The organism is Paracnuella aquatica (genome assembly GCF_003332885.2).
GTDB classification, from domain to species: Bacteria; Bacteroidota; Bacteroidia; order Chitinophagales; family Chitinophagaceae; genus Flavisolibacter; species Flavisolibacter aquaticus.
Map to the genome: position 1 here is coordinate 101,017 of NZ_QOWJ01000013.1, position 25,478 is coordinate 126,494.

The 25,478-nt window shown below is 48.5% G+C and carries 20 protein-coding genes; 10 read left to right on the forward strand and 10 right to left on the reverse strand.

Features of this window, described 5'->3' with window-relative positions:
• Nucleotides 1–24 precede the first annotated feature (24 nt).
• Nucleotides 25–519: a TlpA family protein disulfide reductase gene (locus DRJ53_RS16470; protein ID WP_162303904.1), complete on the forward strand. Its 495-nt coding sequence runs from the start codon at nt 25–27 to the stop codon at nt 517–519.
• Between the two features lie 150 nt (nt 520–669).
• Nucleotides 670–1,599, forward strand: coding sequence for a malate dehydrogenase (gene mdh, locus DRJ53_RS16475; protein WP_114236760.1), 930 nt, complete (start codon nt 670–672; stop codon nt 1,597–1,599).
• Between the two features lie 53 nt (nt 1,600–1,652).
• On the opposite strand, the gene DRJ53_RS16480 is transcribed toward mdh, so the two are convergent.
• Nucleotides 1,653–2,171 carry a dihydrofolate reductase family protein gene (locus DRJ53_RS16480; protein WP_114236761.1) on the reverse strand — a complete coding sequence of 173 codons (519 nt, stop codon included), beginning with the start codon at nt 2,169–2,171 and terminating at the stop codon, nt 1,653–1,655.
• A 101-nt stretch (nt 2,172–2,272) separates the two neighbouring features.
• Nucleotides 2,273–4,834 (reverse strand): S8 family serine peptidase, encoded by a 2,562-nt coding sequence (locus DRJ53_RS16485; RefSeq protein WP_123893654.1) that lies wholly within the window; start codon nt 4,832–4,834, stop codon nt 2,273–2,275.
• 176 nt (nt 4,835–5,010) lie between these two features.
• Between DRJ53_RS16485 and DRJ53_RS16490 the strand changes: the two genes are divergently transcribed.
• Together DRJ53_RS16490 and DRJ53_RS16495 are read left to right on the forward strand one after the other, a co-directional pair.
• Nucleotides 5,011–5,835, forward strand: coding sequence for a M57 family metalloprotease (locus DRJ53_RS16490; RefSeq protein WP_114236763.1), 825 nt, complete (start codon nt 5,011–5,013; stop codon nt 5,833–5,835).
• Between the two features lie 182 nt (nt 5,836–6,017).
• Nucleotides 6,018–6,812: a M57 family metalloprotease gene (locus DRJ53_RS16495; RefSeq protein WP_114236764.1), complete on the forward strand. Its 795-nt coding sequence runs from the start codon at nt 6,018–6,020 to the stop codon at nt 6,810–6,812.
• Nucleotides 6,813–6,859: 47 nt separating this feature from the next.
• On the opposite strand, the gene DRJ53_RS16500 is transcribed toward DRJ53_RS16495, so the two are convergent.
• A complete protein-coding gene (locus DRJ53_RS16500; protein ID WP_241558587.1) occupies nt 6,860–7,810 on the reverse strand; it encodes a class I SAM-dependent methyltransferase in 951 nt (316 codons plus the stop codon).
• Nucleotides 7,811–7,869: 59 nt separating this feature from the next.
• Between DRJ53_RS16500 and DRJ53_RS16505 the strand changes: the two genes are divergently transcribed.
• Nucleotides 7,870–9,234 (forward strand): exonuclease domain-containing protein, encoded by a 1,365-nt coding sequence (locus DRJ53_RS16505; protein ID WP_114236765.1) that lies wholly within the window; start codon nt 7,870–7,872, stop codon nt 9,232–9,234.
• Nucleotides 9,235–9,351: 117 nt separating this feature from the next.
• Here DRJ53_RS16505 and DRJ53_RS16510 read toward each other — a convergent pair whose 3' ends face one another.
• On the reverse strand, nt 9,352–9,786 hold the full coding sequence (locus tag DRJ53_RS16510; RefSeq protein WP_114236766.1) for an acyl-CoA thioesterase: 435 nt from the start codon (nt 9,784–9,786) through the stop codon (nt 9,352–9,354).
• Between the two features lie 241 nt (nt 9,787–10,027).
• On the opposite strand from DRJ53_RS16510, the gene DRJ53_RS16515 reads away from it, so the two are divergent.
• Complete coding sequence (locus tag DRJ53_RS16515) at nt 10,028–10,783, forward strand: BamJ family beta-barrel-assembly machinery protein (protein WP_114236767.1); 756 nt, start codon at nt 10,028–10,030, stop codon at nt 10,781–10,783.
• A gap of 74 nt (nt 10,784–10,857) precedes the next feature.
• Here the strand turns inward: DRJ53_RS16515 and DRJ53_RS16520 are convergent, their stop codons facing one another.
• The 5 genes from DRJ53_RS16520 to DRJ53_RS16545 form a co-directional block, all read right to left on the reverse strand.
• Nucleotides 10,858–12,795, reverse strand: a complete 1,938-nt coding sequence (locus DRJ53_RS16520; protein WP_114236768.1) for a T9SS type A sorting domain-containing protein — start codon at nt 12,793–12,795, stop codon at nt 10,858–10,860.
• A gap of 656 nt (nt 12,796–13,451) precedes the next feature.
• Nucleotides 13,452–15,074, reverse strand: coding sequence for a T9SS type A sorting domain-containing protein (locus DRJ53_RS16525; RefSeq protein WP_114236769.1), 1,623 nt, complete (start codon nt 15,072–15,074; stop codon nt 13,452–13,454).
• A gap of 337 nt (nt 15,075–15,411) precedes the next feature.
• Complete coding sequence (locus tag DRJ53_RS16535) at nt 15,412–17,004, reverse strand: T9SS type A sorting domain-containing protein (RefSeq protein ID WP_120021128.1); 1,593 nt, start codon at nt 17,002–17,004, stop codon at nt 15,412–15,414.
• A 393-nt stretch (nt 17,005–17,397) separates the two neighbouring features.
• Entirely contained in the window at nt 17,398–18,090 is a 693-nt protein-coding gene (gene cmk / locus DRJ53_RS16540) for a (d)CMP kinase (RefSeq protein WP_114236772.1), read from the reverse strand.
• 114 nt (nt 18,091–18,204) lie between these two features.
• A complete protein-coding gene (locus DRJ53_RS16545) occupies nt 18,205–20,724 on the reverse strand; it encodes an ATP-dependent Clp protease ATP-binding subunit (protein ID WP_114236773.1) in 2,520 nt (839 codons plus the stop codon).
• Between the two features lie 92 nt (nt 20,725–20,816).
• Here DRJ53_RS16545 and DRJ53_RS16550 point away from each other — a divergent pair, with 92 nt between their 5' ends.
• The 4 genes from DRJ53_RS16550 to DRJ53_RS16565 all read left to right on the forward strand — a co-directional run bounded on the left by DRJ53_RS16550 (nt 20,817) and on the right by DRJ53_RS16565 (nt 24,540).
• Complete coding sequence (locus tag DRJ53_RS16550) at nt 20,817–21,200, forward strand: STAS domain-containing protein (protein WP_114236774.1); 384 nt, start codon at nt 20,817–20,819, stop codon at nt 21,198–21,200.
• Nucleotides 21,201–21,206: 6 nt separating this feature from the next.
• On the forward strand, nt 21,207–22,094 hold the full coding sequence (locus DRJ53_RS16555) for a fructosamine kinase family protein (RefSeq protein ID WP_114236775.1): 888 nt from the start codon (nt 21,207–21,209) through the stop codon (nt 22,092–22,094).
• Between the two features lie 75 nt (nt 22,095–22,169).
• Nucleotides 22,170–23,075 (forward strand): ribonuclease Z, encoded by a 906-nt coding sequence (locus DRJ53_RS16560; RefSeq protein WP_114236776.1) that lies wholly within the window; start codon nt 22,170–22,172, stop codon nt 23,073–23,075.
• Nucleotides 23,076–23,133: 58 nt separating this feature from the next.
• Nucleotides 23,134–24,540, forward strand: coding sequence for a sensor histidine kinase (locus DRJ53_RS16565; RefSeq protein WP_114236777.1), 1,407 nt, complete (start codon nt 23,134–23,136; stop codon nt 24,538–24,540).
• 36 nt (nt 24,541–24,576) lie between these two features.
• Here the strand turns inward: DRJ53_RS16565 and DRJ53_RS16570 are convergent, their stop codons facing one another.
• Nucleotides 24,577–25,440 carry an alpha/beta hydrolase gene (locus tag DRJ53_RS16570; RefSeq protein ID WP_114236778.1) on the reverse strand — a complete coding sequence of 288 codons (864 nt, stop codon included), beginning with the start codon at nt 25,438–25,440 and terminating at the stop codon, nt 24,577–24,579.
• Nucleotides 25,441–25,478: the final 38 nt, after the last annotated feature.

Genomic DNA, 25,478 nt, shown 5'->3' on the forward strand with positions numbered 1-25,478 from the left:
CAGCTCAGCCCAAACCTGTTGTATATGAAACCACTAGTTGTTTTGTGCCTGTTGCTGGCCTCCTATTTTGCAAATGCCCAGGAAGCAGAAAAGCAGGCCCCCTACCTACGCTTTCCAACCGTGCCGCCGCTGCAGTTGCTGCTGGCCGATAGTGCTGCCAAATATACCAAGGCCGACCTGCCCAAGAAAAAGCCCTTGCTGCTCATGATCTTCAGCCCCGAGTGCAGCCATTGCCAGCACACCGCCGAAGAGCTGGTACAGAACAGGGAAAAATGGAAGGACATACATATTGTAATGTCCACCATGCACCCGCTGTGGCAAATGAACCAGTTTGTGGAAACGTACAAGCTTTCGGGTTATCCCAACCTGGTGGTGGGCCGCGATTTTAGCTATATACTTCCCTCGTTTTACGGCGTGCACAGCCTGCCCTACCTGGCATTTTACAATAAAAAAGGAAGCTTGATCACCGGCTTTGAAGGCTCGATGCCGCTGGAAAAAATACTGGCAACTTTTAAATAATAAAAAAGGGATTGGAAAAATGTGACGCGGCAGATTCATTGAACAGCAATTGCAAATGAAGCCACCGCTAAAAACTTTTCCTTTTTCTTTTTGTTGCTCCTGTGCTCTACATTTTCAATTTACCTTTAACCCCACAAAAAAACATCGCTCATGAAAGTAACTGTTGTAGGTGCCGGTGCCGTAGGCGCAACCGTAGCCGATAATATTGCACGCAAAGAACTGTGCGAAGAACTGGTACTCCTTGATATTAAAGAAGGAGTAGCTGAAGGCAAGGCCCTCGATATGACGCAAACCGCCGCCCTGCTCAACTTTGACACCCGCATTATTGGCAGCACCAACGATTACGCAAAAACCGCCGGCTCTGATGTGGTGGTGATTACTTCGGGCCTGCCCCGCAAACCCGGCATGACCCGCGAAGAACTGATTGGCGTGAATGCCGGCATCGTTCGCGGTGTGGCGCAAAATATCCTGGAACATTCTCCTGAAGCTATTTTCATCATCGTGTCCAACCCAATGGATACCATGACCTACCTGACCCTGCAAGCTACCGGCCTGCCTAAAGAGCGCATCATTGGCATGGGCGGCGCACTGGATAGTGCCCGTTTTAAATGCTACCTGGCGCTGGAGCTGGGCTGCTCTCCTGCCGACCTGAATGCAGTGGTAGTGGGCGGTCACGGCGACACCACCATGATCCCGCTGATTCGCCAGGCTACCTGGAACAGCGTACCCGTTACCAACTTCCTGAGCGAAGAAAAGCAAAAGGAAATTGTGCAAAATACCATGGTGGGCGGCGCTACCCTTACCAAGCTGCTGGGCACATCGGCATGGTATGCACCGGGTGCAGCCGGAGCGGCAATGGTGGAAGCCATTGTACGCGACGAAAAGAAACTGATTACCTGCAGTGTGAAACTGGAAGGCGAATACGGCCAAAACGATATTTGCCTGGGCGTGCCTGTTATTTTGGGTAAAAGGGGCTGGGAAAAAATCCTCGACTTCCAGCTTAACGCGGACGAACAAGCGCTTTTTGCAAAAAGTGCTGATGCTGTACGCAGCATGAACAACGTGTTGCAAACCGTTTAAAAAAACGAACGTCGAAATAAAAAAAGCGAAGCCTTGTGCTTCGCTTTTTTTATTTATTGCTTGCGCTGGTATTTTAAGGAAACGAGTCCCGAATCGTAAGCTTTGCATTCAATCAATTCCAATGGTGTTCGGCTATTTTGCTGTGGAAACAGCAGCTTGCCGCTGCCCAATAAAATGGGATGAACGCTCAACCAAAACACATCTACCAAACCCTGCTCCAGGAAGGCTGCAGCCAGTTCGGCTCCACCAAACAGCCAGATGTCTTTTCCCGGTTCATTACGTATGCTTGCTACAAATGTTTCCGGATCGGTGTTTACTAATGTTGCTTCGGGTGGTGCAGTTTGTAGTGTTCTGGAAAACACGTAGTTCTTCATTTTTGGAAACTGGTCGAGCCCGCCTTCCATGCTGGTCACCAGTTCGTACGATTTTCGGCCGTAGATCACCGTGTCCACTTCTTCAAAAAACTGCTTCATGCCGTAATCCTGGTCGGTAAAACACCAGTCGTATTCGCCGTTGGGGCCTTCAATAAATCCGTCCAGCGTAACCGCCAGGTTCAAAATAATCTTGCGCATGGTTGTTAGGTATTTTGGTTGAAACGGAAATAGAAATGTAACAAAAAGCAAGCTTCAAACGGCACCAACGATTTTTTGACTATTGCCTTTTTACTTTCCCCCTAGTACACCACTAATTTAATGACGCCTGCAACACCATCGTCGCTTTTGATGCGCAAAAAGTACAAACCGGCATTATAACGAGCAGCGACAACCGTAGGTTGGTTTTGCAGTGTCCATCTGGCAATCATTTTCCCTTGCAGGTCGTACATCTCGGCAGTGTATTTCCCGGGCAGTTCGGTAACCAGTGTAAAACTGCCGTTGCGGCTAACCGGGTTGGGATAAGCCATAACGGGAAGCGGCACAAACTGGTACACATCCACTTCTTCGCTGTATGCCGTTGCGCCATTTTGCAACACCAATTCCAGCCGGTAACGATTGATGCCGGACAAGAGCGAACTGTCGGTAAAACTGATGTTCACATCCATGGCAGGAACTGTTTGAATGGTGGCAAAACCCGCCCCTGGAACCCATTGCTGCAGCCGGATTTGGGAAAGACCGTAAAGCGTACCCAGTTGGGCCCGCAGCGTCACCCAGTCCGTGCCTTTTTCCTGTACAAAAAAACCTTTGATATAACAACCTGTTCCCGACCCGGCAATGCTCAATGCAGCGCTGCGTATTCCGGGTTTGCCCGCCACTAGCGGCGCAATGCTATAAATGCGGGACGAGCCTGTAGGCGGCCGGAGCACTACAAAAGTATCCTGCACGGTTGCCAGCGGCTCCATGTAGTGCTGGCCCAACTGGTACAATTGATATCTGCCGTTGCCTGCGGCTTTCCACGTAAGCAGCACCGAATCGGCGCACTGAAAGCCAACATTCAATGCCGTAGTGTTGCTCAACACGAACAACTCAGAAGTAAAAACATTACCGTTGTTTGCCGTCATTCGTACCTGCGCAGGCCCTGCATTTCCGGAGGGCAGCCAGTAGTGATACCCCCGTTCGAGATCAACGTCGGCAGCAATGGTTTGCCACGCTCCTCCTCCATTTGACCACTGCAGCGTTCCTTTTCCCGTTAATGCTGTAGACCACCGAAGCAAAATATTTTCTCCGATCGTAGCGGGTTCATTCGGTGCGGGGTGTGTAAATAAAAAAGCGGCAGCCGTATCGAGCTGCCACGCAATGGCTACGGGCTGTGTGGCGGTTTTAATTTTCGTACCATCCAACACCAACTGGTAAACACCGGCTGCAGGAAAGGCAATACTGATCTGCTCCGTGTTATTGACCGAATCAATACCCCGATCTGCAGGGAGGTTAAGCGAATCGCGGTGGGCCGACAAAACCCAGGGCAGCCACTGCCCGCCGTTGCCGCGTAGCATTGCGTTTACATCATTGATCAACGCGGTTGCTGTATCCACGGCAGCTGCGGTGTCGGTCCAGCTAATGGTGACCTTTATGGAACGTGTTTGCTCCGGAACAACTATAGGAATGGCGATTTGCCCGCCCTTGGAAAGGGTAACGGTACTGCATCGTGCTTCATTCACGGTTTTGATGGCTGCCCAACCATCCAGGCTACCCCAACCGGATTGGTGATTAACACCCGCTTGACCTGAAACTGCACTGTTGATGAGCACCGCTTTCACCAACGCAGCAGTGGGCAATTGGCCGAACTTTTCCCGGTATGCCTGCTGCGCCAAGGCCGCGGTGCCCGATACCAATGCCGCAGCACCCGAGCTGCCGTCTTCACCAAACGCTACAATCTCTGGTTTGATGCGGCCATCAAATGAAGGCCCTCTTGAACTAAGCGTGGGCACCTTTCCAAACGAATCAACAGCGCCAACGGTGAGTACATTTTTGGCGTATTTAAAATTGCCGGTGAGGTTGCCCCGGCCGGCCAGGCCTGCATACGGCCCAGTGCCCGCTGCTGTCCCTGAATTGCCGGAAGAAAATACATGCAACAACGTTGGGTTGTTCCAAACCTGCACATCGTAAGCCATTGCTTCAAGCCCATAGCGGTTTTCCACAATCGTACCGTACGAGTGGTTTTGCACTGAGATGCCCTGCTGCGCAAAAAGCGAATCTGCATCGGGTAGCAGGTTGAAAAAAGAAGAAGAATGAAGCCGTCCTGCAGGTGCTGCACCGGTTGCCTGCGGCGATGAATTGCCGGCACCAGCGGCAATAGTAGCCATCAGTGCCGCATGGGTGGTATTCGATGGCGCTTCTATGGCGGTTAAAAAATAACGGTTGCGGTAGTCAATATCGGAGGTATCAAAAGCCTGTTCTTTAATGGAAAGCCGGATGCCCTGGCCGCGGATGCTGTTATACTGTTGGTGCGCAAAATTAAGGCGGTTCAGCGTCAGGTCCATGCTGCCGGTTGTCACCTCCTCTTTTGGCGCATGGGCCAAGTCGATGTATTGCGCACCCCGCTCCTGTTGTAGCGTCGCAGCTTGTTGCGCCGCCACCCGAACCAGCTGCAGCCCGGCTGGCTCATACGACTGCAGCAACCGGTGTGGCGTTGCCAGCATTTTGCCGGCAGGCATACGTACCACCAGCGTGATGCTGTCTCTGTAGCCGCCTATTTTTTGCCCACCAATCCGCGCTGCTACACCTGCGGAAAGCACGGGCTGTGCGTACAAACCGGTACCACAAAAAACAACACACAGCAGCTCAAAAATTTTGCGGATCATGTTGAGCAATTTAATGCAATAAGGCAGCGTAAAACCACTCGATTTTTTTCGTAATCATACCCGGCGGCCGTTTAGCGCCGATGCCGGCGCACATTATTTCGGAAGCAAATAAATTTTGATGTGTTAAAGAATTGTAAATTGAATTTCACCTTTAGAAAACAAAAAACGAAAAACACATGAAGAAAATGCTTTGCTCCGCCTCAGTCGTTTTAATGCTGATGGCCACAGTTTCATCCTGCAAAAAGGAAACAAAATCTGAAGCCGACGCCCTACCCACCAACGACCTGGCAAAAATTGAAAAACTTGGGTTTAGCACGGAAAACATTAAGAAAGTAGGCAACGATTACCTGGTGGAAGGCGACATTATGCTGAGCGCATCCGACCTGGATAAATCGCCCCAATCGCCCAACATGATTGTGGCCCAGGAAGAGCAATACCGAACCTTTAACGTGGTAAGCGCTACTAAATATCCAACCATCAAAGTTGCCTTGAACAATTCATCTGCAAACCATGAGGCCGCATTTTCCGCGGCGCTGGATGAAGTAATCAGGCGGTACAATGCGCATGGGCTCACCATCAAATTTCAACGGGCAACTACCGGCGCCAACATCAACGTGGTTGCTTTTTACGAAGTAAGCAACACGCTTGGCTCCGCAGGCTTTCCCTCCAGCACCGGCGCTCCATACAACCAGGTGCGTATGAACACTTATCATTACAGTACCAGTACGGGCTCAACTAATGTAAATTATATTGCCACCATCATTGCACATGAAATTGGCCATTGCATCGGCTTCCGTCATACCGATTATGCCAACCGTGCTTATAGCTGCGGCGGCAGGAAATCGAACGAAGGCCAGGCCACAAACGGCGTAGGCGCCGTGCACATTCCGGGCACACCTACCGGCGGCGATCCCAACTCCTGGATGCTGGCTTGTATCGGCGACAATATAAACCGGCCTTTTAATGCAAACGATATTAAAGCATTGAGTTACGTTTATTAAAAATAAAATCCTTGTAAAACAAAAAGCCGTTCCCTCCTGAACGGCTTTTTGTTTTGGACGAGGGCGGAAAATCGAATTGTTGGTTCGTCACCAGGCCACTAGCTGCGTTATATTTCTTTTAACAAATAAAAATTTATAGTAAATTGATGGGTAAACTTTCCTTAACCTAAATCCTCATCACCATGCGAAAAACATCCCATTTGCTGGCGGCCGCCGGCATGGTTACACTGATTGCATTTGGTTGCGCCAAAGATGTAAAAGAACCCGCAGCCGATAACGAAATTCCTGAAGCTGTAATGGCAAAAATTGGCAGCCTTGGTTTTAGCAAAACAGAGGTGCAGCGTACAGAAGGCGGATATTTGGTAGAAGGCGACATTGTGCTGACCGACGAATACCTGAACCAAAACCCCACATCTCCCAACCTGATTATTGCACAGGAAGAGCAATACCGAACGTTCAACACGGTCTCTTCAACAAAGTATCCAACAATTACGGTTAGCGTAAGTGGTACGGTAAGCAGTGCGTTTTCTAAAGCCGTTGATAACGCCATTGCACGGTACAATGCAGAAAGACTGACCATCAAGTTTCAGCGTGTGGCAAGCGGTGGCAATATTGTCATCAGAATGGTGAATACCGGCCAGTATATAGCGTCTGCCGGTTTTCCTTCAAACACTGGCGCGCCGTATTCTGAAATAAAATACGCCAATAAATACAGCGCCTACAGCGATGGTTTTATGACTACAGTAATTGCGCATGAAATGGGCCATTGTATTGGATTCCGTCACACCGACTATATGAACCGTGCTTATAGCTGCGGCAGCGGTGGCAACGAAGGAGCAAGCACCGTTGGGGCCGTTCATATTGCAGGCACACCCACCGGGCCTGATGCAGCATCATGGATGCTGGCTTGTTTGAGCAGCACAACCAACCGGCCATTCAACTCAAACGATAAAAAGGCATTGTCAGTTGTATATTAAAATGAAAGCCCAAAAAAAGCCGCTGTTGTATTTAACAGCGGCTTTTTTTATTTCCAAATCTTAAAACAATACCGGTTCAGTTTTCCCGCAAAGTCAAACGGCGTAGTGGCTTTGGTTATATCTTTTACATCGGCAGACTTTAACTTCTCCACTTCCAATTTAAACTTGGTAAAATTGGTGCTGAAATAAACAACGCCGCCCGGCGCCAGCAGCCGCAGGCAATCGTTGATCAGTTGCGGGTGGTCGCGCTGCACATCCAGGATATCGTCCATTCGTTTGCTGTTGCTAAAGGTGGGCGGGTCCAGCACAACGAGGTCGAAGCTTTCGGGTGGTAGCCTTTTCAGTTCCTGCAGCACATCGGCATGCACCACGCGGTGCTGATTGTATTGGGGAAAATTCAGTTGCATGTTGCGTTGCGTCCAGTCGAGGTAGGTTTTGGAAAGATCCACCGAAACAACCTCCGATGCGCCGCCCGCTGCCGCATACACCGAAAACGAGCCGGTGTAACAAAACAGGTTGAGCACCCTTTTTCCTTTTGCCTCATCCCGCACCATGCCGCGGGTTATGCGGTGGTCGAGGAACAGGCCGGTGTCAAGGTAATCGGTCAGGTTTATCCAAAACTGCAGGCCGCCTTCGCCCACCGCAAACTCGTTGCGCTGCTCGTCCAGCTTTTGATATTGACCCTGGCGGCCTTCTTTGCGCTGGCGCAGTTTTATATAAATATGCTCCCGCAGAATACCCGTTACTTCCGTCATCACGTCGGCACATTGCTCCAGCCACTCGTCGTGCTCTGCATCGGTAAGGTTATGGCGCCGTTTGTACTCCGACACATACAGCGCACCGCCATAGCGTTCAATCAAAAACGGCGCTTCGGGCAGGTCGTGGTCGTAAATGCGGTAGCATTCCACGCCCTGCCGGCCCGCCTGCTTGCTCAGGTGCCTGTACACTTTCTGCAGCCTGTTATAAAACATCAAAATCTTATCTTCCCGTTGTACCATTACTAAAAATATTAGAACTTCGTGGGCTTTTCGTCCCACCAAAAATACTTTACCCGGCGATGTATGCGATTGTAGATATTGAAACCACCGGCGGTTATGCTGCAGCCAACGGCATCATCGAAATTTCGGTGCAGGTTTTTGATGGCGAGGCGGTGATCGAAACCTATGAAACCCTCATCAACCCGGGGCAGGTTATTCCGCGTTATATACAGGCATTTACCGGCATCACCAACGAGATGGTGCAGGATGCACCGCGGTTTGAAGAAGTGGCCCAGCGGGTGTTTACCATTTTGCAGGGCAATATTTTTGTGGCCCACAATGTCAACTTCGACCATTCATTTATCAAAAATCACCTCCAGTTTTTCGGGTATACGCTTAATGTAAAAAAGCTGTGCACGGTGCGTTTGGCACGGCAGATCTTTCCCGGCTTTCCGTCGTACAGCTTGGGTAATTTGTGTCATTCACTGGGCATTGAAGTGGCCGACCGGCACCGCGCTGGCGGCGATGCACGGGCCACGGTGCAACTGTTTAAGCTGATGCTGGCCAACGACACGAGAGGTTTGATCGACGCCAGTTTGCTGCGTCATTCCAAAGAAGCCATGTTGCCTCCCAATGTGCCTAAAGAGCATTTTGCGCAGCTGCCCCACACACCCGGCGTATATTATTTCCACGACCAAAAAGGCAAGGTGATTTATGTGGGCAAAGCCAAGGATCTGCGCAAACGGGTAACGCAACATTTTAGCACCAACAGCGACAGCCGGCAGCGGCAAAACTTTTTGAAAAACACCTACGCCATTTCTTTCCAGGCTACGGCTACCGAGCTGATGGCGGCCATTTTAGAAAGCACCGAAATTAAACGCCTGTGGCCGCCTTTTAATGCTGCGCAAAAAAAGCCTGAGGAGCTGTTCGGCATATTTATGTATGAAGATCAGAACGGCTATATGCGGCTGGCCATTGAAAAAAAACGCAAGAACAGCCATCCCATTTACACATTCCATTACAAAGTGGATGGGCACGGTGTACTGCGCAAACTAATGAGCGAATACAACCTGTGTCCGCGCCTTTGTTTTATGCAAACCGATAATGACGGTTGTGTGGGCATTGCAGAAGGATACTGCCACGGCGCCTGTGAAAAAAAGGAACCGCCGGCGGCATACAACCAACGGGTGCTGGATGCCATTGCATCGCTTACCCGCCGCCCCTCCTACCTGTTGATGGATAAGGGGCTGGACGACGAAGAAATTTCCTGCATCATGGTGGTGCAGGGCGAATTTTTCGGCATGGGATATTTGCCTAAAGATGCCGAGCAACTGGAGCTTGAAGCAGTGAAAGAATACATCAAACCGTATAAAGACAACAGTACCATCCGCATGCTGCTCAGCGCCCACATCAGTAAGTTTCCCGACCAGGTGAAATATTTGTGATTGACGATTTTAGATTGACGATTTACGATTCGGGGTTCCTGCAAATGGAAGGATAACTATGGTTATCGGGTTCCCACAATCGTAAATCCGAAATCGTCAATCGTCAATTGCAAAACGCTACTGCCACGCAAACACCTCAGCCCTGGGCATTAGCTCAAATACATGATGTACTTGTTCGGGCGGTGTTACGAGTTTGCGTTCGCGGATACCGATCCATGCGCCGTCTACCGTGATGGTGGCACAAACGGTGTCGCCGGCCTTCACAATCTGGTGCTGGATGCTCCAACGCGAAAAATCTTCACGGGCACGTACAACCGAAAGTTTGATGCTCACTTCATCGCCCATTAGTATTTCTCTGCGAAAAGTGCACTCTTCCCGGAACAGGATCGGCCCGATGCCCAGTTTGGCCATGGCGGCTGGCGTTAGCCCATTGGCGTTTAAAAACTCCATGCGGCAAAAGGCACCCCAATCATAATACACGGAGTGGCGGAGGTGAAAATTGGGGTCCAGGTCGGACCAGCGGATCTGTACCGCGCGAACAAATTCAGTCATTATTAGCGTTTCGTTTTTAAGCGTTGTATCGGGTCAGCAAAAGGGCAGCGTTTTGTGCTGATGCAGATTGATGTAAACATTGCTGCATCGATTGGCGAAAACAAGGCCTCCAAATATTCACTGCATCAAATTTTTTAACAAAATGCGCCAGCACGGCTGCCCCAGGCTGCAGCGAAATTAGGGGAACCTTTACAAGCGGCTTAGCCGGCAGTCCCTATTTTTGCGGCCTAATTACCTTTTTATGAAGAAAACTTTTGTGGCAGCCTTGCTGCTCACTTCGGCGGCGGCTTTTGCACAAACCAAAAAGCCGGTAACTGCCGTAAAAACCACAGCAGCCAAGCCCGCCGCAAAACCTGCAGCCAAACCCGCGGCAAAGCCGGCATCCCCGGGTGGCCTGAAGTCCATTACCGACTCGGCATCGTATGCCATTGGGGTATCGGTAGCTAATTTTTACCAGCAACAAGGCATGAACGGCATCAACTCGAAGGCGGTGGCGCAGGCAATTGAAGATGTGCTGGGCAAAAAGAAAGTGTTGCTTGATGACCAACAGTGCAACACTGTGATGATGCGGGTGATGATGCAGGCGCAGGAAGGAAAAGCAAAAGGCCAGATTGAAGCCGGGCAGAAGTTTTTGGCAGAAAACGGCAAACGCAGCGGCGTGCAAACCACTGCATCCGGACTGCAATACGAAATATTGAAAGCAGGTACCGGCGAAAAGCCTACTGCAGAAGATACCGTAACCGTGAACTATGTGGGCACGCTGATCGACGGGCAGGAGTTTGACAATTCGTACAAACGCGGCCAGCCAATTTCATTTCCGCTTAGCGGCGTTATCCGCGGATGGACCGAAGGTGTTCAATTAATGCCCGTTGGCTCTAAGTTCAAGTTTTACATTCCTTACGAACTGGGTTATGGCACCAACGAAGCGGGTTCCATCCCTGCAGGTTCTACCCTTGTTTTTGAAGTGGAACTGTTGGAGATCAAGAAAAAGTCTTAGTTCGATTTTGTAAATCAAATTAATAAAAAATGGCGGCCAGTTGGCCGCCATTTTTTATTGTGTGCTCCGGTTGATTAAGGAACGATGATTTTTTCCACTACTGTTTCACCGGTCTTGGTATTGGTTACTTTGATGGTGTAGAAACCGGTTTTCAATCCGCTAATGGCGTGGCTGGCGGTAGTGATGTTGCGGGCCTGCTGCACCACGCGGCCGCTCAGGTCGCTCACCAGTACTTGCTTGGCTGATTCGCCATCGGCAAACACCAGGTTTACATTGCCACCCACTGCTGGGTTGGGGTAAATCACCACGCTGCTCTTTGGTGTGTCGCCCATCAAGGAAACAATGTTGCTGTAGGTCGCTTTGCCGTCCAGGTCAACCTGCAACAAGCGGTACTGCGATACGCCGGGATGCGTGTTGGCATCTTTAAAGCGGTAAGTCAGTGCCTCGGAACTGTTGCCGCCTTCTGCAGCAGAGAATACAAAGGCTACATCTTTCCACTCATTGCCGGTTTTGCGCTGGAGGTAGAAGCCTTTGTTGTTTTGTTCCTGGGCGGTGGTCCAGGTGAGGTCTACTTGTTGTTTGTTGGCTTTGTTGCGGGCGGCGGTGAAGGAGGTGAATTTAACGGGGAGCACGGTCGTTATTAGAATATTTGCCTGATTAGAAACTGGTGCATTTTGCACAAGACAAGCGCCTTGATTGAGATTCAAAGAACTGATATTTGCAAAGCCAACATTCACTGATTTAATTCCAGAGGTCACAAAATCAACATCAACTAAGAATCGTGCTGTACTACCAGGAGCAACTGAACTAATCGCCGTTTTTAAATCAGTTTCAGGAATGTATTTATTTGTAACACTGCTATAAACATACTGATATGTGTTGCCATCAGGTATTTGATCGTTATTGTTATCAACAGCCACTTTCACTATATATGCTGTCGGATCGGGAGCCGTACCATAAACTACATCATTTGTAAATACAACCTCACTTAAAGCCACGTTAGTCGGAGCACCAGCTTTTTCTAAATAAGCCAACCGAATTCGGAATTGGGTTAGAGGGTTGCTAAGTGTTTCAACTGAAACCGGCGTTTGTAATTCTGTAAGCGGATCACCCGAAACAGCAAGACCAGAACAGCAACCACCTGCATTATCTTCAAATTTGGAAGCGTCGACAGTAGGTCCGCCACTCCCATTGTTTAAGGATACGTGCCAAGTAAAGACGCGTGTGTAGCTTAATGTAGGAAGTGTTAGGCCTGTATAGGTTTTTAAAAAACTAAATGGAACAACGAATTCAACACCGTAACCACTTTCTAATAATGATGCGTTGAATAGTTCACCGACATTTACGGTAGGCTGGTTCGACACCTGAACAACACTTCCAGGCATATTGTAGCCATCTGCAAGGCCAGTACTTGGACTGGTCATAGGGTCCCCTAATCCAATTATACTCCCAGCAGCAGCAGGTGATTTCTCTTGATAATAACACATGGTAATTGTTGGGGCAGAATTATTTGTTATTCCAATTCTAACAACAGGCTCACCAGTCCGCATATAACCATCTGCGTTGATATCCATGAAGTAGTAAAAACTCATTTGGGTTGTTCCATTAGCTGGCCTTCTGAAATAGAAGTAAATGTTCGTTTTATCAAATGTGAAAGCGAAATATCTCAAATCTCTAGAACTTGCTTGAGGGTCATCCAAATCAGTACCAACCACATTATTGATCGTTACATCGTCATCATATCCATCTATTTGAACGTTACCAGGGGCAACAGGAGCTAGATATGGATTATAATTCTTGTAAGCATCAGTCCCGACTGCAGTGTAGCTACCTATAATGTGCGTTTGCCAATCCACTACACTGCCATCAACCGAAATAGGAATAGGCCCGGCTAAATCCCCTGAATTACCAGTCCCTGTCCATCTCTTTGTGACAGCATTAGGGTCGCATTGTGCCATAAGGTTTGTCATGACTACTAATGCAAATAAAATCGAGAGTAAAAGTCTTTTCATTTTGCGACAGTTTTAGTTTAAGTAGTGTATAGATGGTGTTGTTAACCCGCGTTTGAGGTTGTTCGCAAAGGAGTAGGAAAAGACGGCTATTGTATAGGATGGCTTGGAACAATAATGTGCATAGCGCACAAGGCAGTTAGCTAGGATCGGGATCTATTGATTGATCGAAATAGTAAAGTGAAATTGTTTAACTGAGGACTTTGGGGGTACGGCTTTTGTACAGAGGAATGATGGAGTAGAATAGATGAGCTAAAGTAATACTCCTTTTCCACATATGCAAGAGCCTGTTAATTTATTTTATCTACACCCAGGCCTCATTTTTGGGGAAAACGTTTGAAAGCAGTTTCTGTTTCTCGGTGTCTACACTTACCATAACATAGTATTAGCGCGGGTTTCAGCACATGGTACAGGCAAAATCACACATCAATGCTGCAACAAGTAGCTAAGGCCGCTGGTGTTTAAAAAGGATTCAATCCTGGCTGTTATGCGTATGGTAATTGTGGTGGAAGAAGCTTTCTAGAGGTAGTGGATGACTTGTAATTCAGACCGAAAGTAAGGCCTTTTTATAATCGGGCACAAAAATGTTTTATTTTTTTACCATATAAAGAAAAAGGCGGTCTGAAGACCGCCTTTGAAGTTGAATAACCAACCTTAAACTATCGCTTCTTTACAACCACTTTTTCTACGGTGACAGCACCAGTTTTGCGGTCGATTATTTTTACGGTGTAAAACCCACCGGCAAGTCCGTCAATAGTGAGCAGTGTGCTCGATACCTCGCGGTATTGTTTTACAATACGGCCGCTGAGGTCGCTTACCAGCACTTCGCGGGTGCCGGGCTCGGAGAACAGCAGGTTGATCTGGCCGCTTTCCGAAGGGTTGGGATAAATGAGCAGCGTACCTACATGGCCAATACCCCTTACTGATTTCACATCGCTATAAGCAAGGGCGCCATCAAGGTCTTCCTGCTGCAAGCGGTATTGCGACACAGCCTGGAAGGTATTGTTATCAGCATATTGGTAGCGGATGGCCGAGTTGCTGTTGCCATTGGGCGCTTTCGAAGGAATATAGGCAATAGTTTCCCAGTTGTTGCCCACTTTGCGCTGGATCTGGAAGCCGGCATTGTTCTGCTCCATCGCTGTTTCCCAACTCAAGTTGATCTGCTGCTTTTTCTGGTTGTCGCGCTGAACGTTGAATGTTTTGAATTTAACGGGCAACGTCGCTTCTTCACATCCCTCCAAGGGAAAACCTTGAACTGTAATGATATCAACTGCACCATTAGCAAGTGGAGAGTACAAAGTAGCTTCAACAAATAAGAAGCTGCCTTTCAAATCCGCCACAGGGCGGAGTTTCGTTGTTACGGCACCTTGGCCAGGAACTAAGATACCAACATTGTCATACAAGCCATCCCCATCATTGTCAAATTCGTTGACCTGCTTATCTGCTGCATCTTTTACTTGGTTGTTGTTGACATCACGGTACACTTTATAGTCAACAAAAAACGGCCGACAGTTACCGGTGTTGTTCAATGTAATAGTGTAGGCTCGTGGGGTAACCTGGCAGTTGATAAACCCGGTAATGATGGGCAATGTTGTCGCATCGCAATTGGCAAGCGAAACATTTTTGCTGGCACAAAGTACTTTTTCGTTTTTAACACCTCCCGACCAAATATCAGCAACAAATTGATCACTGCTGAGACCGCTGCAAGCGCCAGCTACAGTGAGTTTCAGGCCTCTAACATTAAAGTAAAAATAGTCGCCAAAAAAGTTCTCAAGCCCACCTGCATTGTTTGGCGTTTCAGCATATATCAGCTGCAGATCCTTTGTAACAACTGGAACAGTTTTGTCACTATAAACGCTGGAAATCTTCCACCCCTTTTGCGGCGCCTGGCCTGGGTCTCTTTCCAGTACAACGGTTGCTAAAACATTTCCCAGTTGTTGTTTAGTGGGCGCAGTACCATTTTCGTTGTAAACAACGGTAGGATATGCGTTGCGATTGTAAATGTGTGCCGTTACAAAACGTACGTTTTTACGATCAATTACTGCTGTAAAATAAAGGTTTACTTCAGCGGTACAAGTGTTGCCGGTACTGGTGGGCGTGCCTACAACTTCAACGCTAACACCCGACACGCCACAGGCAGTTGCAGGTTTATTGTTACCGTTGTTACCATTGCCGTTTCCGTTGCCATTATTGCCGTTACCATTACCGTTGCCCTGGGCAGTAGCAAGCATAGCGGTGAAGACGGCAAGTACCGTCAAAAAAGAGCGTAGACTTTTTTTCATACACGATAGTTTAAATGTGCGATTGGTATAGAAAGAAAAATGAAACGAACCCTTGTGTGGTTAGTGCTAGGAAGGAGTTGTTAGTTGGCGATTACAAGGGATATAGGGCACATTACCGGTTGGCCGGTATTGAAAAAACTATCAGGACGCAAAGCGGGAGCTTTGATCGTGATGAAGGTTATGTGAATAAGGGATTAATCGAGGCTTTCAGGGGATAGTGAGTGGGAATTGATGAGGTAAAAGTAGTGCCTTTTTTCAAATGACAAAATATTTTTTATAAAAAAACAGGGAACACAATTGTGTTCCCTGTTTCATGTATTAAAGCTAAGTACTAACGTTACTGTACAACCAGTTTCGCCACTTCTACTGTACTGGTCTTTTTATCTACCACACGGATGGTGTAGAATCCACCAGCCAACCCTTCGATGGTGAGGGTGTTATCGGCCACCTCGCGGTATTGTTTTACAATGCGGCCGCTCATGTCGGCAATCATCACGTCGCGGGTGGTTTGCACATCGGCAAACAGCACACTTGCCTTGCCACCTACCGCGGGGTTGGGATACACTACCAGTCCGCTTTGCAGCCCTACCCCACGTACCGATTTAATTGCGCTGTAAGCACCACGGCCATCGATGTCTTCCTGCAACAGGCGATACTGGGAAATGCCGGCTGCATTGTTGTTGTCTACAAAGCTGTAGCGCAGTGCATCAGTGCTGTTGCCGCCTTCCGCTGCAGAGAATACAAAGGCAACAGTTTCCCATCCGCCGGTTACTTTGCGTTGCACATGGAAGCCTTTGTTGTTTTGTTCCATCGCAGTTTCCCATGAAAGTTCGACCTGCTGCTTATTAGTTGTTTTACGGCCAGCATTGAATGATTTGAAGGTAACCGGTAATGGTGCTTCTTCGCAGGTGCTGGTAATTACTACGTTGGGCAGCGTTTCCTCACGTACACCCGAAGGATCTGCAGTGAAGGTGCGGATGTTTGCGATAATCAGGTCTTTACCCACAGTGTTTACTGGGAGTTGCCGTGCCGCTTTATTTTGTGTTGCGCCTGGGAATATTATGAAGAAGTCCTCTGAAAGTCCACCACCTACTTCAGGCTCACCTGGCTCTACTACACCATTGTTATTTAAGTCAGCAAATACATCGTAAGAAATGTAATAAGGAAAACATCCACCAGCATTGTTTGCTGAAATTGTGAACGTATTGGGTGTGCTACAAATAATTTCTCCACTTAGTGATGGATCATAATTCTGCTGGGGCGTTTGACAAGTGAACACAGCAAGGCCAGTATTGGTGCACTGCATATTTTGATTCTGAGCAGCATTGGATCCGGTTACATCTGCAATTAGTCCGAGGTTATTGCAAGGAGTCGTTGTTGTGAACACAACATTGCTGATAATAAAATATGTGAACCCGGAAAAACTCTCTAAGCCTGGAGGAATAGGCTCATTCTCTCGAACACGATAAACAGTTAATGTGGCGTTACCAATACTGAAAGCAGGATTGTTCTCGTTCCTATTATAGTACTGGCTTAGTTGCCAATTACGAACATTCCCCTGGCCTTTATCCTCAATTACAAAATTGCGGAGGGCAGCGTTAAGCGCTGATGTAGGCAGCGGGTTGTCAAAATTCAAATTGGCAGGCCGATTAGCTTGCTGCCACAAATGGACATTAAAAAATTCTTGTCCATTGTTCCGCTCTTTTGCTACAAAATAAATATTGGCGGTGACTGTGCAACCTCCAGAAGCAGTAGCTACACTATTTGTTACTTGAATACCTACTTGCTCAACAACGCAAGTATTACCATTACCGTTGCCGTTATTTCCGTTGCCATTACCATTGCCGTTTCCATTACCATTCTGTGCCTGAACAAACGAAAAAAAGGAAACAAGCAAAAAGAGAAAAGAAAAGCGTAAAGATGTTTTCATGTTGAAAGTTTGATGTTTTTACAGGTTTAACCGGTTAAATAGGACCATAGGGAGATTACCGCACCGGCGGCTGTGGGGACTTTGCAGGGATATTGGAAACCTGTACCGGAAAAGGCTCCGGCCAAAACATTCGGGTAACTTTCAAAAGAGTTGGAACGTGGAGTGGTAAAAAGAAAGCAGCGCCTGATTGTAGCGCCCTGGAAAGGAAGCGCAGCTCGGCCATACCCGCATTCAAAAAATGAGGAAAAAAATCCTACACCTTAACGACGGGGTTCTTGGATGGGTGCTTTTTTTATACCGAGTTAGCTGCACAAAAAAATTATGCCCCGCATTTCGCAGGGCATAAAAGGTAAATAATTATATATGATTGGGGCATTCCGGAAACGAATTGGCCTATTGTTCACCAATTTTTTGTTGTGCCAATTTCAGCGCTTTTTGAAACTGTTCCCTGTGGGTCAGTCGGGTATTGTCCAGCACTATGGCGTCGTCGGCTTTTCGGAGCGGACTTACCTCGCGGTGCGAATCAATGTAATCTCTTAGCTCAAGGTTATTCTTTACCTCTTCCAGCGTAACGTTCGGGTTTTTGGCATACAATTCCTGAAACCGACGCTCTACCCGAACTGCGTTGTCGGCGGTCATAAAGATTTTCAGCTCTGCCTCCGGAAAAACCACCGTGCCGATGTCGCGGCCATCCATGATGATGCCTTTTAATTTGCCCATTCTTTGCTGTTGGGCTACGGCAAACTTCCGCACTTCGGCTATCGCAGCTACTTCGCTTACTTTCTCGGCTACCACCAAGTCGCGAATCACGTACTCCACGTTCTCGCCGTTGAGGTGCATTTCCGACTGCTTGTGTGCCGGGCTGTATACAAACTCGAGGCTGATGTTTTCCAGTGCTTCATGAACCGCGTCGTCATGCGACCAATCGACGTGGTTACGCAAAAAATACAGCGTGATGGCCCGATACATTGCGCCGCTGTCCACATACACATAGTCCAAAGCTGCGGCCAGCTCTTTGGCCAGTGTGCTTTTACCGCACGATGACCAGCCGTCGATGGTGATGATGATTTTTTTATCCTGTTGCATCTTCGGCAAAATTGCTGACAAATTTATTAACCACAAACGGTGTGGAAAGATTACAGGAAGGCATAAAAAAAGGCTGCCCCAACGGGACAGCCTTACAATTATTGTCATTCCTGCTTACGACTCGGCGGTTACCGGACGCTGCAGTTCAAAAGTGATCTTGCCAGCCTCCTTATCCAGCCCGGCGATCAATACATCGCCTTGCTTGATATTCATGTTGAGGATCTCCTCTGCCAGCGGATCTTCCAGGTATTTCTGGATAGCGCGGTGCAACGGGCGGGCACCAAACTGACTGTCATAGCCTTTTTCGGCAATAAAGTCTTTGGCCTCGCCGGAAAGTTCCAGCGAGAAACCCAGGTTGTTGAGGCGCTTCATCACACCTTTCATCAGGATGTCGATGATCTCGAAGATGTTTTCTTTGCTCAGAGAATTAAAGATGATCACATCGTCGATCCGGTTCAGGAACTCAGGCGAGAAGGTACGCTTCAGTGCTTTTTCAATCACTGCTTTATTGTTCTCATCCGCGTTCTGAATGCGGGCTTGTGTGGCAAAACCAACCCCTTCACCAAAGTCCTTCAATTGGCGCACACCAATGTTGGAGGTCATGATGATCATGGTGTTTTTGAAATCCACCTTGCGGCCCAAGCCGTCGGTCAACTGGCCATCATCCAACACCTGCAACAGGATGTTGTAAATATCGGGGTGTGCTTTTTCGATCTCGTCGAGCAGGATCACGCTGTATGGCTTGCGCCGTACCCTTTCGGTAAGCTGGCCGCCTTCTTCGTATCCTACATATCCCGGAGGCGCACCAATCAGGCGGCTTACGGTAAATTTCTCCATGTATTCCGACATGTCGATGCGGATCAGCGCATCTTCCGAGTCGAACATATGGCGGGCCAGTGCACGGGCCAGCTCGGTTTTACCTACACCCGTAGGGCCAAGGAATATAAAGGTGCCGATCGGCTTTTTCGGATCTTTCAAACCAACGCGGTTCCGCTGGATGGCTTTTACCACTTTGGTAATGGCCTCGTCCTGCCCTACTACCATGCCTTTCATTTCGTCGGACATTTTGCGGAGCTTTTCGGTTTCGGCTTCCACCATGCGGCGCACCGGAATGCCGGTCATCATCGAAATCACTTCGGCAATTTCTTCTTCACCAATGGGATAGCGTTTGTGCTTGCTTTCTTCTTCCCACTGTGCCTTAGCTTTTTCCAGCTCTTCACCCAGGCGCTTTTCAGTGTCGCGCAGGGCTGCAGCTTCTTCAAACTTCTGGCTTTTCACCACGCGGTTTTTCTCCACTTTAATATCCTCGATCTTTTTCTCCAGATCCAAGATATTTTGGGGCACGTTGATGTTTTTCAGGTGCACCCTTGCTCCTACTTCGTCCATCACGTCGATGGCCTTGTCAGGCAGCAGGCGGTCGGTAATGTAGCGGTCGCTCAGCTTTACGCAGGCAAGGATCGCTTCATCATCGTAGTTTACGTTATGGTAATCTTCGTACTTCGATTTGATGTTGTTCAGGATCTGTATGGTGTCATCCACGCTTGGCGGATCGATCATCACTTTTTGGAAACGGCGATCCAGCGCACCATCTTTTTCGATGTACATGCGGTACTCGTCCAACGTGGAGGCGCCGATGCATTGGAGCTCGCCGCGGGCCAGTGCCGGCTTAAAGATGTTGGAAGCATCCAGCGAACCCGATGCACCGCCGGCGCCCACAATGGTGTGGATCTCGTCGATGAACAGGATCACGTCACGGTTTTTCTCCAACTCGTTCATGATCGCCTTCATGCGTTCTTCAAACTGGCCGCGGTACTTGGTACCGGCAACTAAGGCTGCCAGGTCCAATGAAATAACGCGTTTGTCGAACAGCACCCGGCTAACCTTACGCTGCACAATGCGCAGCGCCAGGCCTTCCACGATCGCGGTTTTACCCACACCGGGCTCACCAATCAAAATGGGGTTGTTCTTTTTACGGCGGGATAAAATTTGCGATACCCGCTCGATTTCTTTTTCGCGGCCCACAATAGGGTCCAGCGTGCCGCTTTCGGCCAGCTTGGTAATGTCGCGGCCAAAGTTGTCCAGCACGGGTGTTTTGCTTTTAGCAGCACCAGACTGGGAACGTTTCTGTTGCGAATACTTTTTTTCGTCGTCAAAATCGTTGTCGTCTTCTTCCTGGTATTCGGCTCGGGCGTCGTTCGATTTTACCATGCCTAATTCTTGTCGGAACAGATCGTAATCCACGTCAAACTGATTTAAGATTTGAGTAGCAATGTTTTCTTTGTTCTTTAGAATTGAAAGCATCAGGTGCTCGGTTTCCACGGTGGGGCTCTTTAATGCTTTCGCTTCCAGAACGGTTACGCGTATCACCTTTTCGGCTTGCTTGGTCAGTGGCAGGCTGTTGATGTTGGCAATGTTTTTACCGGTTTTATCTTTTACAGCCAGCTCCACTTCTTTGCGCAATTCGTAAAGGTCTACATTAAAGCTTTTCAAAATTCGCACCGCGGTATTGTCGCCCTCGCGGATCAGGCCCAGAAGCAGGTGCTCGGTGCCGATGAAATCATTACCCAGCCGGAGGGCCTCCTCCCTGCTGAAGGAAATGATCTCTTTTACCTGCGAGGAAAAATTATTATCCATTTGAAGTCCTTATGTTTCGTGTGTAATACAATTATAACGAATAAATTTGACCGGGGGTTTCACAGTATTTGTTAACCTTTTTTCCGCTCTATATGGATGTCAAAACCAGTACCAAAGAAAAATTTCATGCCATTAGTGTTGCTTCTGAACACCTAACTGCTAATATGGCAGCGAGCCTGCACCAGCAACTGCAGCCTTTGCTGCAACAGGATGTGCGGAACGTTGTGCTGAATATGGAACAAGTGGCTGCACTGGATGAAGATGCAGCCGAGATGCTGGTAAAGTTACAACAGCATTTTTACGAACAAAATGCCTCCTTTGTTGTTTGCAGCCTGCAGCCCCCAGTGGAAGAATTTTTAGACAAAACCGACCTGTTGGAACTGATGAATGTAACGCCCACCGAAAGCGAAGCATGGGATATTGTGCAAATGGAAGAGATTGAACGGGAACTCCTGGGCGACGAAGAAAACCTGTAACCCGTGATGCCGTCCCCGCAACTGCTACCCGTGCTTTCTCCTATTTGCGGGTGGCAATTGCAGCCTAGCCATTTTACCTCAATGGCTGGCGGCAGCATCAACGAGGTGTACAAGGTATCCCATCAAGGCCATCCCTCTTTTATTGTAAAGCTCAATTCTGCTACTAAATTTCCCCAACTCTTTGCGCAGGAAGCCAAAGGCCTGGCCGCGTTGCGGTCGTATACAAAAACGCCGGAGGTAATTGCGCAGGGCGAAATGGAAGGATTGCAATACCTGGTGTTGGAATGGATTGCCGAAGACCAACCCACACCAACGTTTTGGAAAAACTTCGGGGCGGCGTTGGCAGCATTGCATTCTGTTGAAGGAACGGCTTTTGGCAGTTTTGAAAACAACTACATGGGTTCGGTGCCGCAAGATAATGGCGATGCACCCACATGGACGGCATTTTTTGCGCAGCGCCGCCTGATGCCTTTGGCAGTGAAATGTGCAGATAATGGTTTGTTGGGTAAAAGCGAAACAAACCAAATAGAAAAGTTGTGCAACCAATTGCCGCAAATCTTTTCACCTGCTGCACCTACCCTCCTGCACGGCGATCTTTGGAGCGGCAACTATTTGTGCGGCGCCGGTGGCGTTCCGGTGCTGATCGATCCGGCAGTACATTTTGGCCACCCGTCCGTCGACCTGGGTCTGACCGCCTTATTTGGCGGGTTTGATGCCCAATTTTACCAAGCCTATCATTACCATAAACCCCTGCCGCCAAACTATAAAGATGAATGGGACGTGTGCAACCTATACCCGCTGCTGATTCATTTGTTGCTTTTTGGTTCGGGATATTTGGGCGCCATCCGGCAAACCTTACAACGATTTGCGGGTATACAGCACCGAATTGTTTAGTTTGCACCGGGCGAAGAACCCAAGCGGCCAAAACTCTGTTTACAAATAAAGGTTTACAACAAAGGAGAACAGCACATGTTATCGGTAACGATCCTGGGAAATAATTCGGCCGTACCTGCTTTTAACCGGCACCCCACCAGCCAAGTAGTAACGCTGGATGGCACCAACTACCTGGTAGATTGTGGTGAGGGCACGCAAATACAAATGATCAAATACAAGATCAGGCGGAGCAAAATTTCGCATGTATTTATTTCGCACCTGCACGGCGATCATTATTTCGGGTTGGTAGGCCTGCTCAATACTTTTGGATTGCTATCGCACAGCCAGGAGCTGCACATATTTGGCCCGGCGGCACTGCAGCAAATCATTGAACTGCAGCTGCAGGTAGCCGAAACACAACTGCCTTATGCGCTTCATTTTCACCTAGTGGATGGCAATGCCACGCTGGTGGACAATGAGCAAATCCGCATCAAAAGTTTTCGCACCGATCACCGGATTCCCACCTATGGATTTTCGTTTGAAGAAAAAAGGGACCGCCGCAAATTGATCATTGACAAAGTGGAGGAAGCCGGCATACCGGTTTCGTTTTACAATAGTTTGCAACAGGGACTCGATTATATCAAACCCGATGGTTCTGTTATCGCCAACAGGGAACTGACCACCGCACCGGTGCCCGGGAAAAAATATGCCTTTTGTGCTGACACCCGCTACGACGAACGCATCATCGAGCACATCCGGGATTTCGACATGATCTATCATGAAACGACTTATCTCGATAATTTCCAGGAGCAGGCATACAACCGTTTTCACTCCACCACGCGGCAGGCGGGCAGGCTGGCAATGAAGGCTGGCGTAAAACGCTTGCTGATCGGGCATTTCAGCTCAAAGTACAGCGAACTGGAACCATTTGTTCAGGAAACAAGAGAAGTATTTCCAGCCACCGAACTGGCAGTGGAGGGCCAAACATACGAGCTGCTGTAAGTGTTATTGATCCGTATCCTTTTAAAGCTGCATCCAAACCAAACCCTTACGATTAACCATGCAATATTCTGCCCGAACCATACGAATTATATTCTTTGCTACTGTTGCGGTATTGCTTTCCATTGCCGTGGTGTTGTACCTCAACCTCCGCAACCTCATCGAAGCATATGACCAGATGAACCAGACGCGGAGCGTGGAAATTAAAGTGCAATCCATTTACTCACGCCTCAAACACGCCGAAAGCAGTGTGCGGGCCTACCTGATTTCCGGCGATTCGTCTTACCTGGATGAGCAGGCCGCATTTGAAGCCGACTACAAACAAAAGATTGAGGAACTGGCCAAACTGGTGCACGACAATCCAAGACAGGTGTTTAATGTGCAGCAGCTTGGTTACATGACCACGCTGCGGGTGCAGCAAATGCGTACAACGGTGAATAGTTACCGCGACAGTGCTTCGCAGGAAGCATTGCGGGAACGGCTGGTATTGGCACGGCAGGTTATGAACCGGCTGCACCAGCTAACGCAAAATATGGAACGCGAAGAGCTGCGGCAGTTGGAGCTAAAGGAGCAAGTTAAAGAACGATACATCCGCGGTATTCCCATTTACCTGGTGGTGCTCACTTTTGCGCTGCTGTTGTTGCTGATGCTGATCTTTGACCGGCTGCAAAAACAGTTGAAAACATTGCAGGCAACGCAACAAAAACTGCAGCGTTCCAACGAACTGTTGCAAACCCGCAAAATAGAATTGGAGCAAATCAACGAGGAACTGGAATCGTTCAACTACATAGCCAGCCACGACCTGAAAGAGCCGCTGCGCAAGATCAGGACTTTTGCCAGCATGATCTACCAGGACGATTTTGAACATCTTTCGGAAAAAGGCCAATACAATTTTACCAGGCTGCAAAGTTCCGCCCAGCGCATGCAGGATTTGCTGGAAGACCTGCTGGCTTATATCCGCCTGAAAACAACGCAGGAAACAATGGAGCAAGTATCGCTGGAAGACATTGTGGCGCAGGTAACCGAAAACCTGCAGGAGCCGATTGCAGAAAGCGGCACCACCATTGAAATGCACAACCTGCCAACGGTTAAAGGCATCCCCTTTCAATTGTATCAATTGTTTGAAAACCTGGTGCACAACGCCATCAAATACCGGCGCCCTGAAGTGGCCAACCACATTACTATTACCGGTTCGGAAACCGATGCCGCATCGCTGCCGATTTATTTGAACCCAACGCAACATGCTTATCACTGCATCACCATCACCGATAATGGGCTTGGTTTTTCGCAGGAGTATGCACCAAAAATATTCGAGATTTTTACGCGCCTGCACCACCACATTGAGCAACAGGGTACGGGTGTAGGCCTTACCATTTGCAAAAAGGTAGTAACCAACCACGATGGTTTTATCTGGGTGGAAAGTACGCCGGGCAAAGGCACCAGCTTTTTTGTTTGCCTGCCTAAATAAGTATTTGAAGAAACTTTTTTGCCGACGAAAACTGGGTTAAAAATGGTGCGTCAGCCATTGGTAAAAAAGCGGGAACTCACGGCGCCAAGCGGCTTCGTTGTGGCCTTCGTTGGCGCGGATCACCGTAGTGATTTTTGCTTTTGAAACCCGGTCGAGCAACTGGCTTACCTGCAGCATATCAGGCACCATTTCGGGGCCTTCCTGTTGGCCGGCGTGGAGATAAATAGGGCACCGGATGGATTTGCCCTTTTTCTCCAGTGCTGCAACCAGCGGTTGTTTTACCACCCAAAATGCTGGCGAAAAAACACCTGCGCCGCCCCATTTACCGGGATTGCGCATAACGGCATATAATGAGATCAATCCGCCCATTGAAGAACCGGCAATAAACTGGTGTTTATCGCGGCGGCTAACCCTAAAGTGGTTGCGAACATAAGGCCGCAACGTTTTTAATAAAAATGCGGCGTACGCATCTCCTTCTGCTTTTACCGACATTTTTTTATCGCCTTCACCCAATGTGAAATCGTATGGGCTATATTCGCTCAGGCGTTTGTCGCCGCCGTTATCAATGGCCACAATCACGCATTGCGGCAGACTGCTGCCCAGGCTGTCCATGGCTTCGTCCACGCCCCATTCGCCTGCAAAAGAAGTGGCGGCATCAAAAATGTTTTGTCCATCGTGCAGGTACAATACCGGGAAACGCTCTTTTGACTGGTAATAATTTTTAGGCAGGTAAATCCAAACCCGCCGGTGGCGCTGCAACTGCGGCATATAAAAAGCAGTATCCAGCACCCGCACCTGCGCTGATGCGGTACTTTCTTTATGCGCAGCCTGTGCCCTCCCTTTTTCCATACACAACAGCATCACATAAAACAACAGGCCAGTTTTGATCATTTGTTTCATGGTTTAAACATAAAAAATAGCAAAGGCACAAAGCGAAA

What these genes read in the sequence shown, in the direction of transcription:
- DRJ53_RS16505 (WP_114236765.1), top strand. Translation starts at nt 7,870, where the DNA reads ATGTATGCGATTGTAGATATTGAAACCACCGGCGGTTATGCTGCAGCC.
- DRJ53_RS16545 (WP_114236773.1), bottom strand. Translation starts at nt 20,724, where the DNA reads ATGGATAATAATTTTTCCTCGCAGGTAAAAGAGATCATTTCCTTCAGC.
- DRJ53_RS16500 (WP_241558587.1), bottom strand. Translation starts at nt 7,810, where the DNA reads ATGGTACAACGGGAAGATAAGATTTTGATGTTTTATAACAGGCTGCAG.
- DRJ53_RS16490 (WP_114236763.1), top strand. Translation starts at nt 5,011, where the DNA reads ATGAAGAAAATGCTTTGCTCCGCCTCAGTCGTTTTAATGCTGATGGCC.
- DRJ53_RS16510 (WP_114236766.1), bottom strand. Translation starts at nt 9,786, where the DNA reads ATGACTGAATTTGTTCGCGCGGTACAGATCCGCTGGTCCGACCTGGAC.
- DRJ53_RS16515 (WP_114236767.1), top strand. Translation starts at nt 10,028, where the DNA reads ATGAAGAAAACTTTTGTGGCAGCCTTGCTGCTCACTTCGGCGGCGGCT.
- DRJ53_RS16495 (WP_114236764.1), top strand. Translation starts at nt 6,018, where the DNA reads ATGCGAAAAACATCCCATTTGCTGGCGGCCGCCGGCATGGTTACACTG.
- DRJ53_RS16565 (WP_114236777.1), top strand. Translation starts at nt 23,134, where the DNA reads ATGCAATATTCTGCCCGAACCATACGAATTATATTCTTTGCTACTGTT.
- DRJ53_RS16550 (WP_114236774.1), top strand. Translation starts at nt 20,817, where the DNA reads ATGGATGTCAAAACCAGTACCAAAGAAAAATTTCATGCCATTAGTGTT.
- DRJ53_RS16570 (WP_114236778.1), bottom strand. Translation starts at nt 25,440, where the DNA reads ATGAAACAAATGATCAAAACTGGCCTGTTGTTTTATGTGATGCTGTTG.
- DRJ53_RS16480 (WP_114236761.1), bottom strand. Translation starts at nt 2,171, where the DNA reads ATGCGCAAGATTATTTTGAACCTGGCGGTTACGCTGGACGGATTTATT.
- DRJ53_RS16470 (WP_162303904.1), top strand. Translation starts at nt 25, where the DNA reads ATGAAACCACTAGTTGTTTTGTGCCTGTTGCTGGCCTCCTATTTTGCA.
- DRJ53_RS16555 (WP_114236775.1), top strand. Translation starts at nt 21,207, where the DNA reads ATGCCGTCCCCGCAACTGCTACCCGTGCTTTCTCCTATTTGCGGGTGG.
- mdh (WP_114236760.1), top strand. Translation starts at nt 670, where the DNA reads ATGAAAGTAACTGTTGTAGGTGCCGGTGCCGTAGGCGCAACCGTAGCC.
- DRJ53_RS16560 (WP_114236776.1), top strand. Translation starts at nt 22,170, where the DNA reads ATGTTATCGGTAACGATCCTGGGAAATAATTCGGCCGTACCTGCTTTT.
- DRJ53_RS16535 (WP_120021128.1), bottom strand. Translation starts at nt 17,004, where the DNA reads ATGAAAACATCTTTACGCTTTTCTTTTCTCTTTTTGCTTGTTTCCTTT.
- DRJ53_RS16525 (WP_114236769.1), bottom strand. Translation starts at nt 15,074, where the DNA reads ATGAAAAAAAGTCTACGCTCTTTTTTGACGGTACTTGCCGTCTTCACC.
- DRJ53_RS16485 (WP_123893654.1), bottom strand. Translation starts at nt 4,834, where the DNA reads ATGATCCGCAAAATTTTTGAGCTGCTGTGTGTTGTTTTTTGTGGTACC.
- cmk (WP_114236772.1), bottom strand. Translation starts at nt 18,090, where the DNA reads ATGCAACAGGATAAAAAAATCATCATCACCATCGACGGCTGGTCATCG.
- DRJ53_RS16520 (WP_114236768.1), bottom strand. Translation starts at nt 12,795, where the DNA reads ATGAAAAGACTTTTACTCTCGATTTTATTTGCATTAGTAGTCATGACA.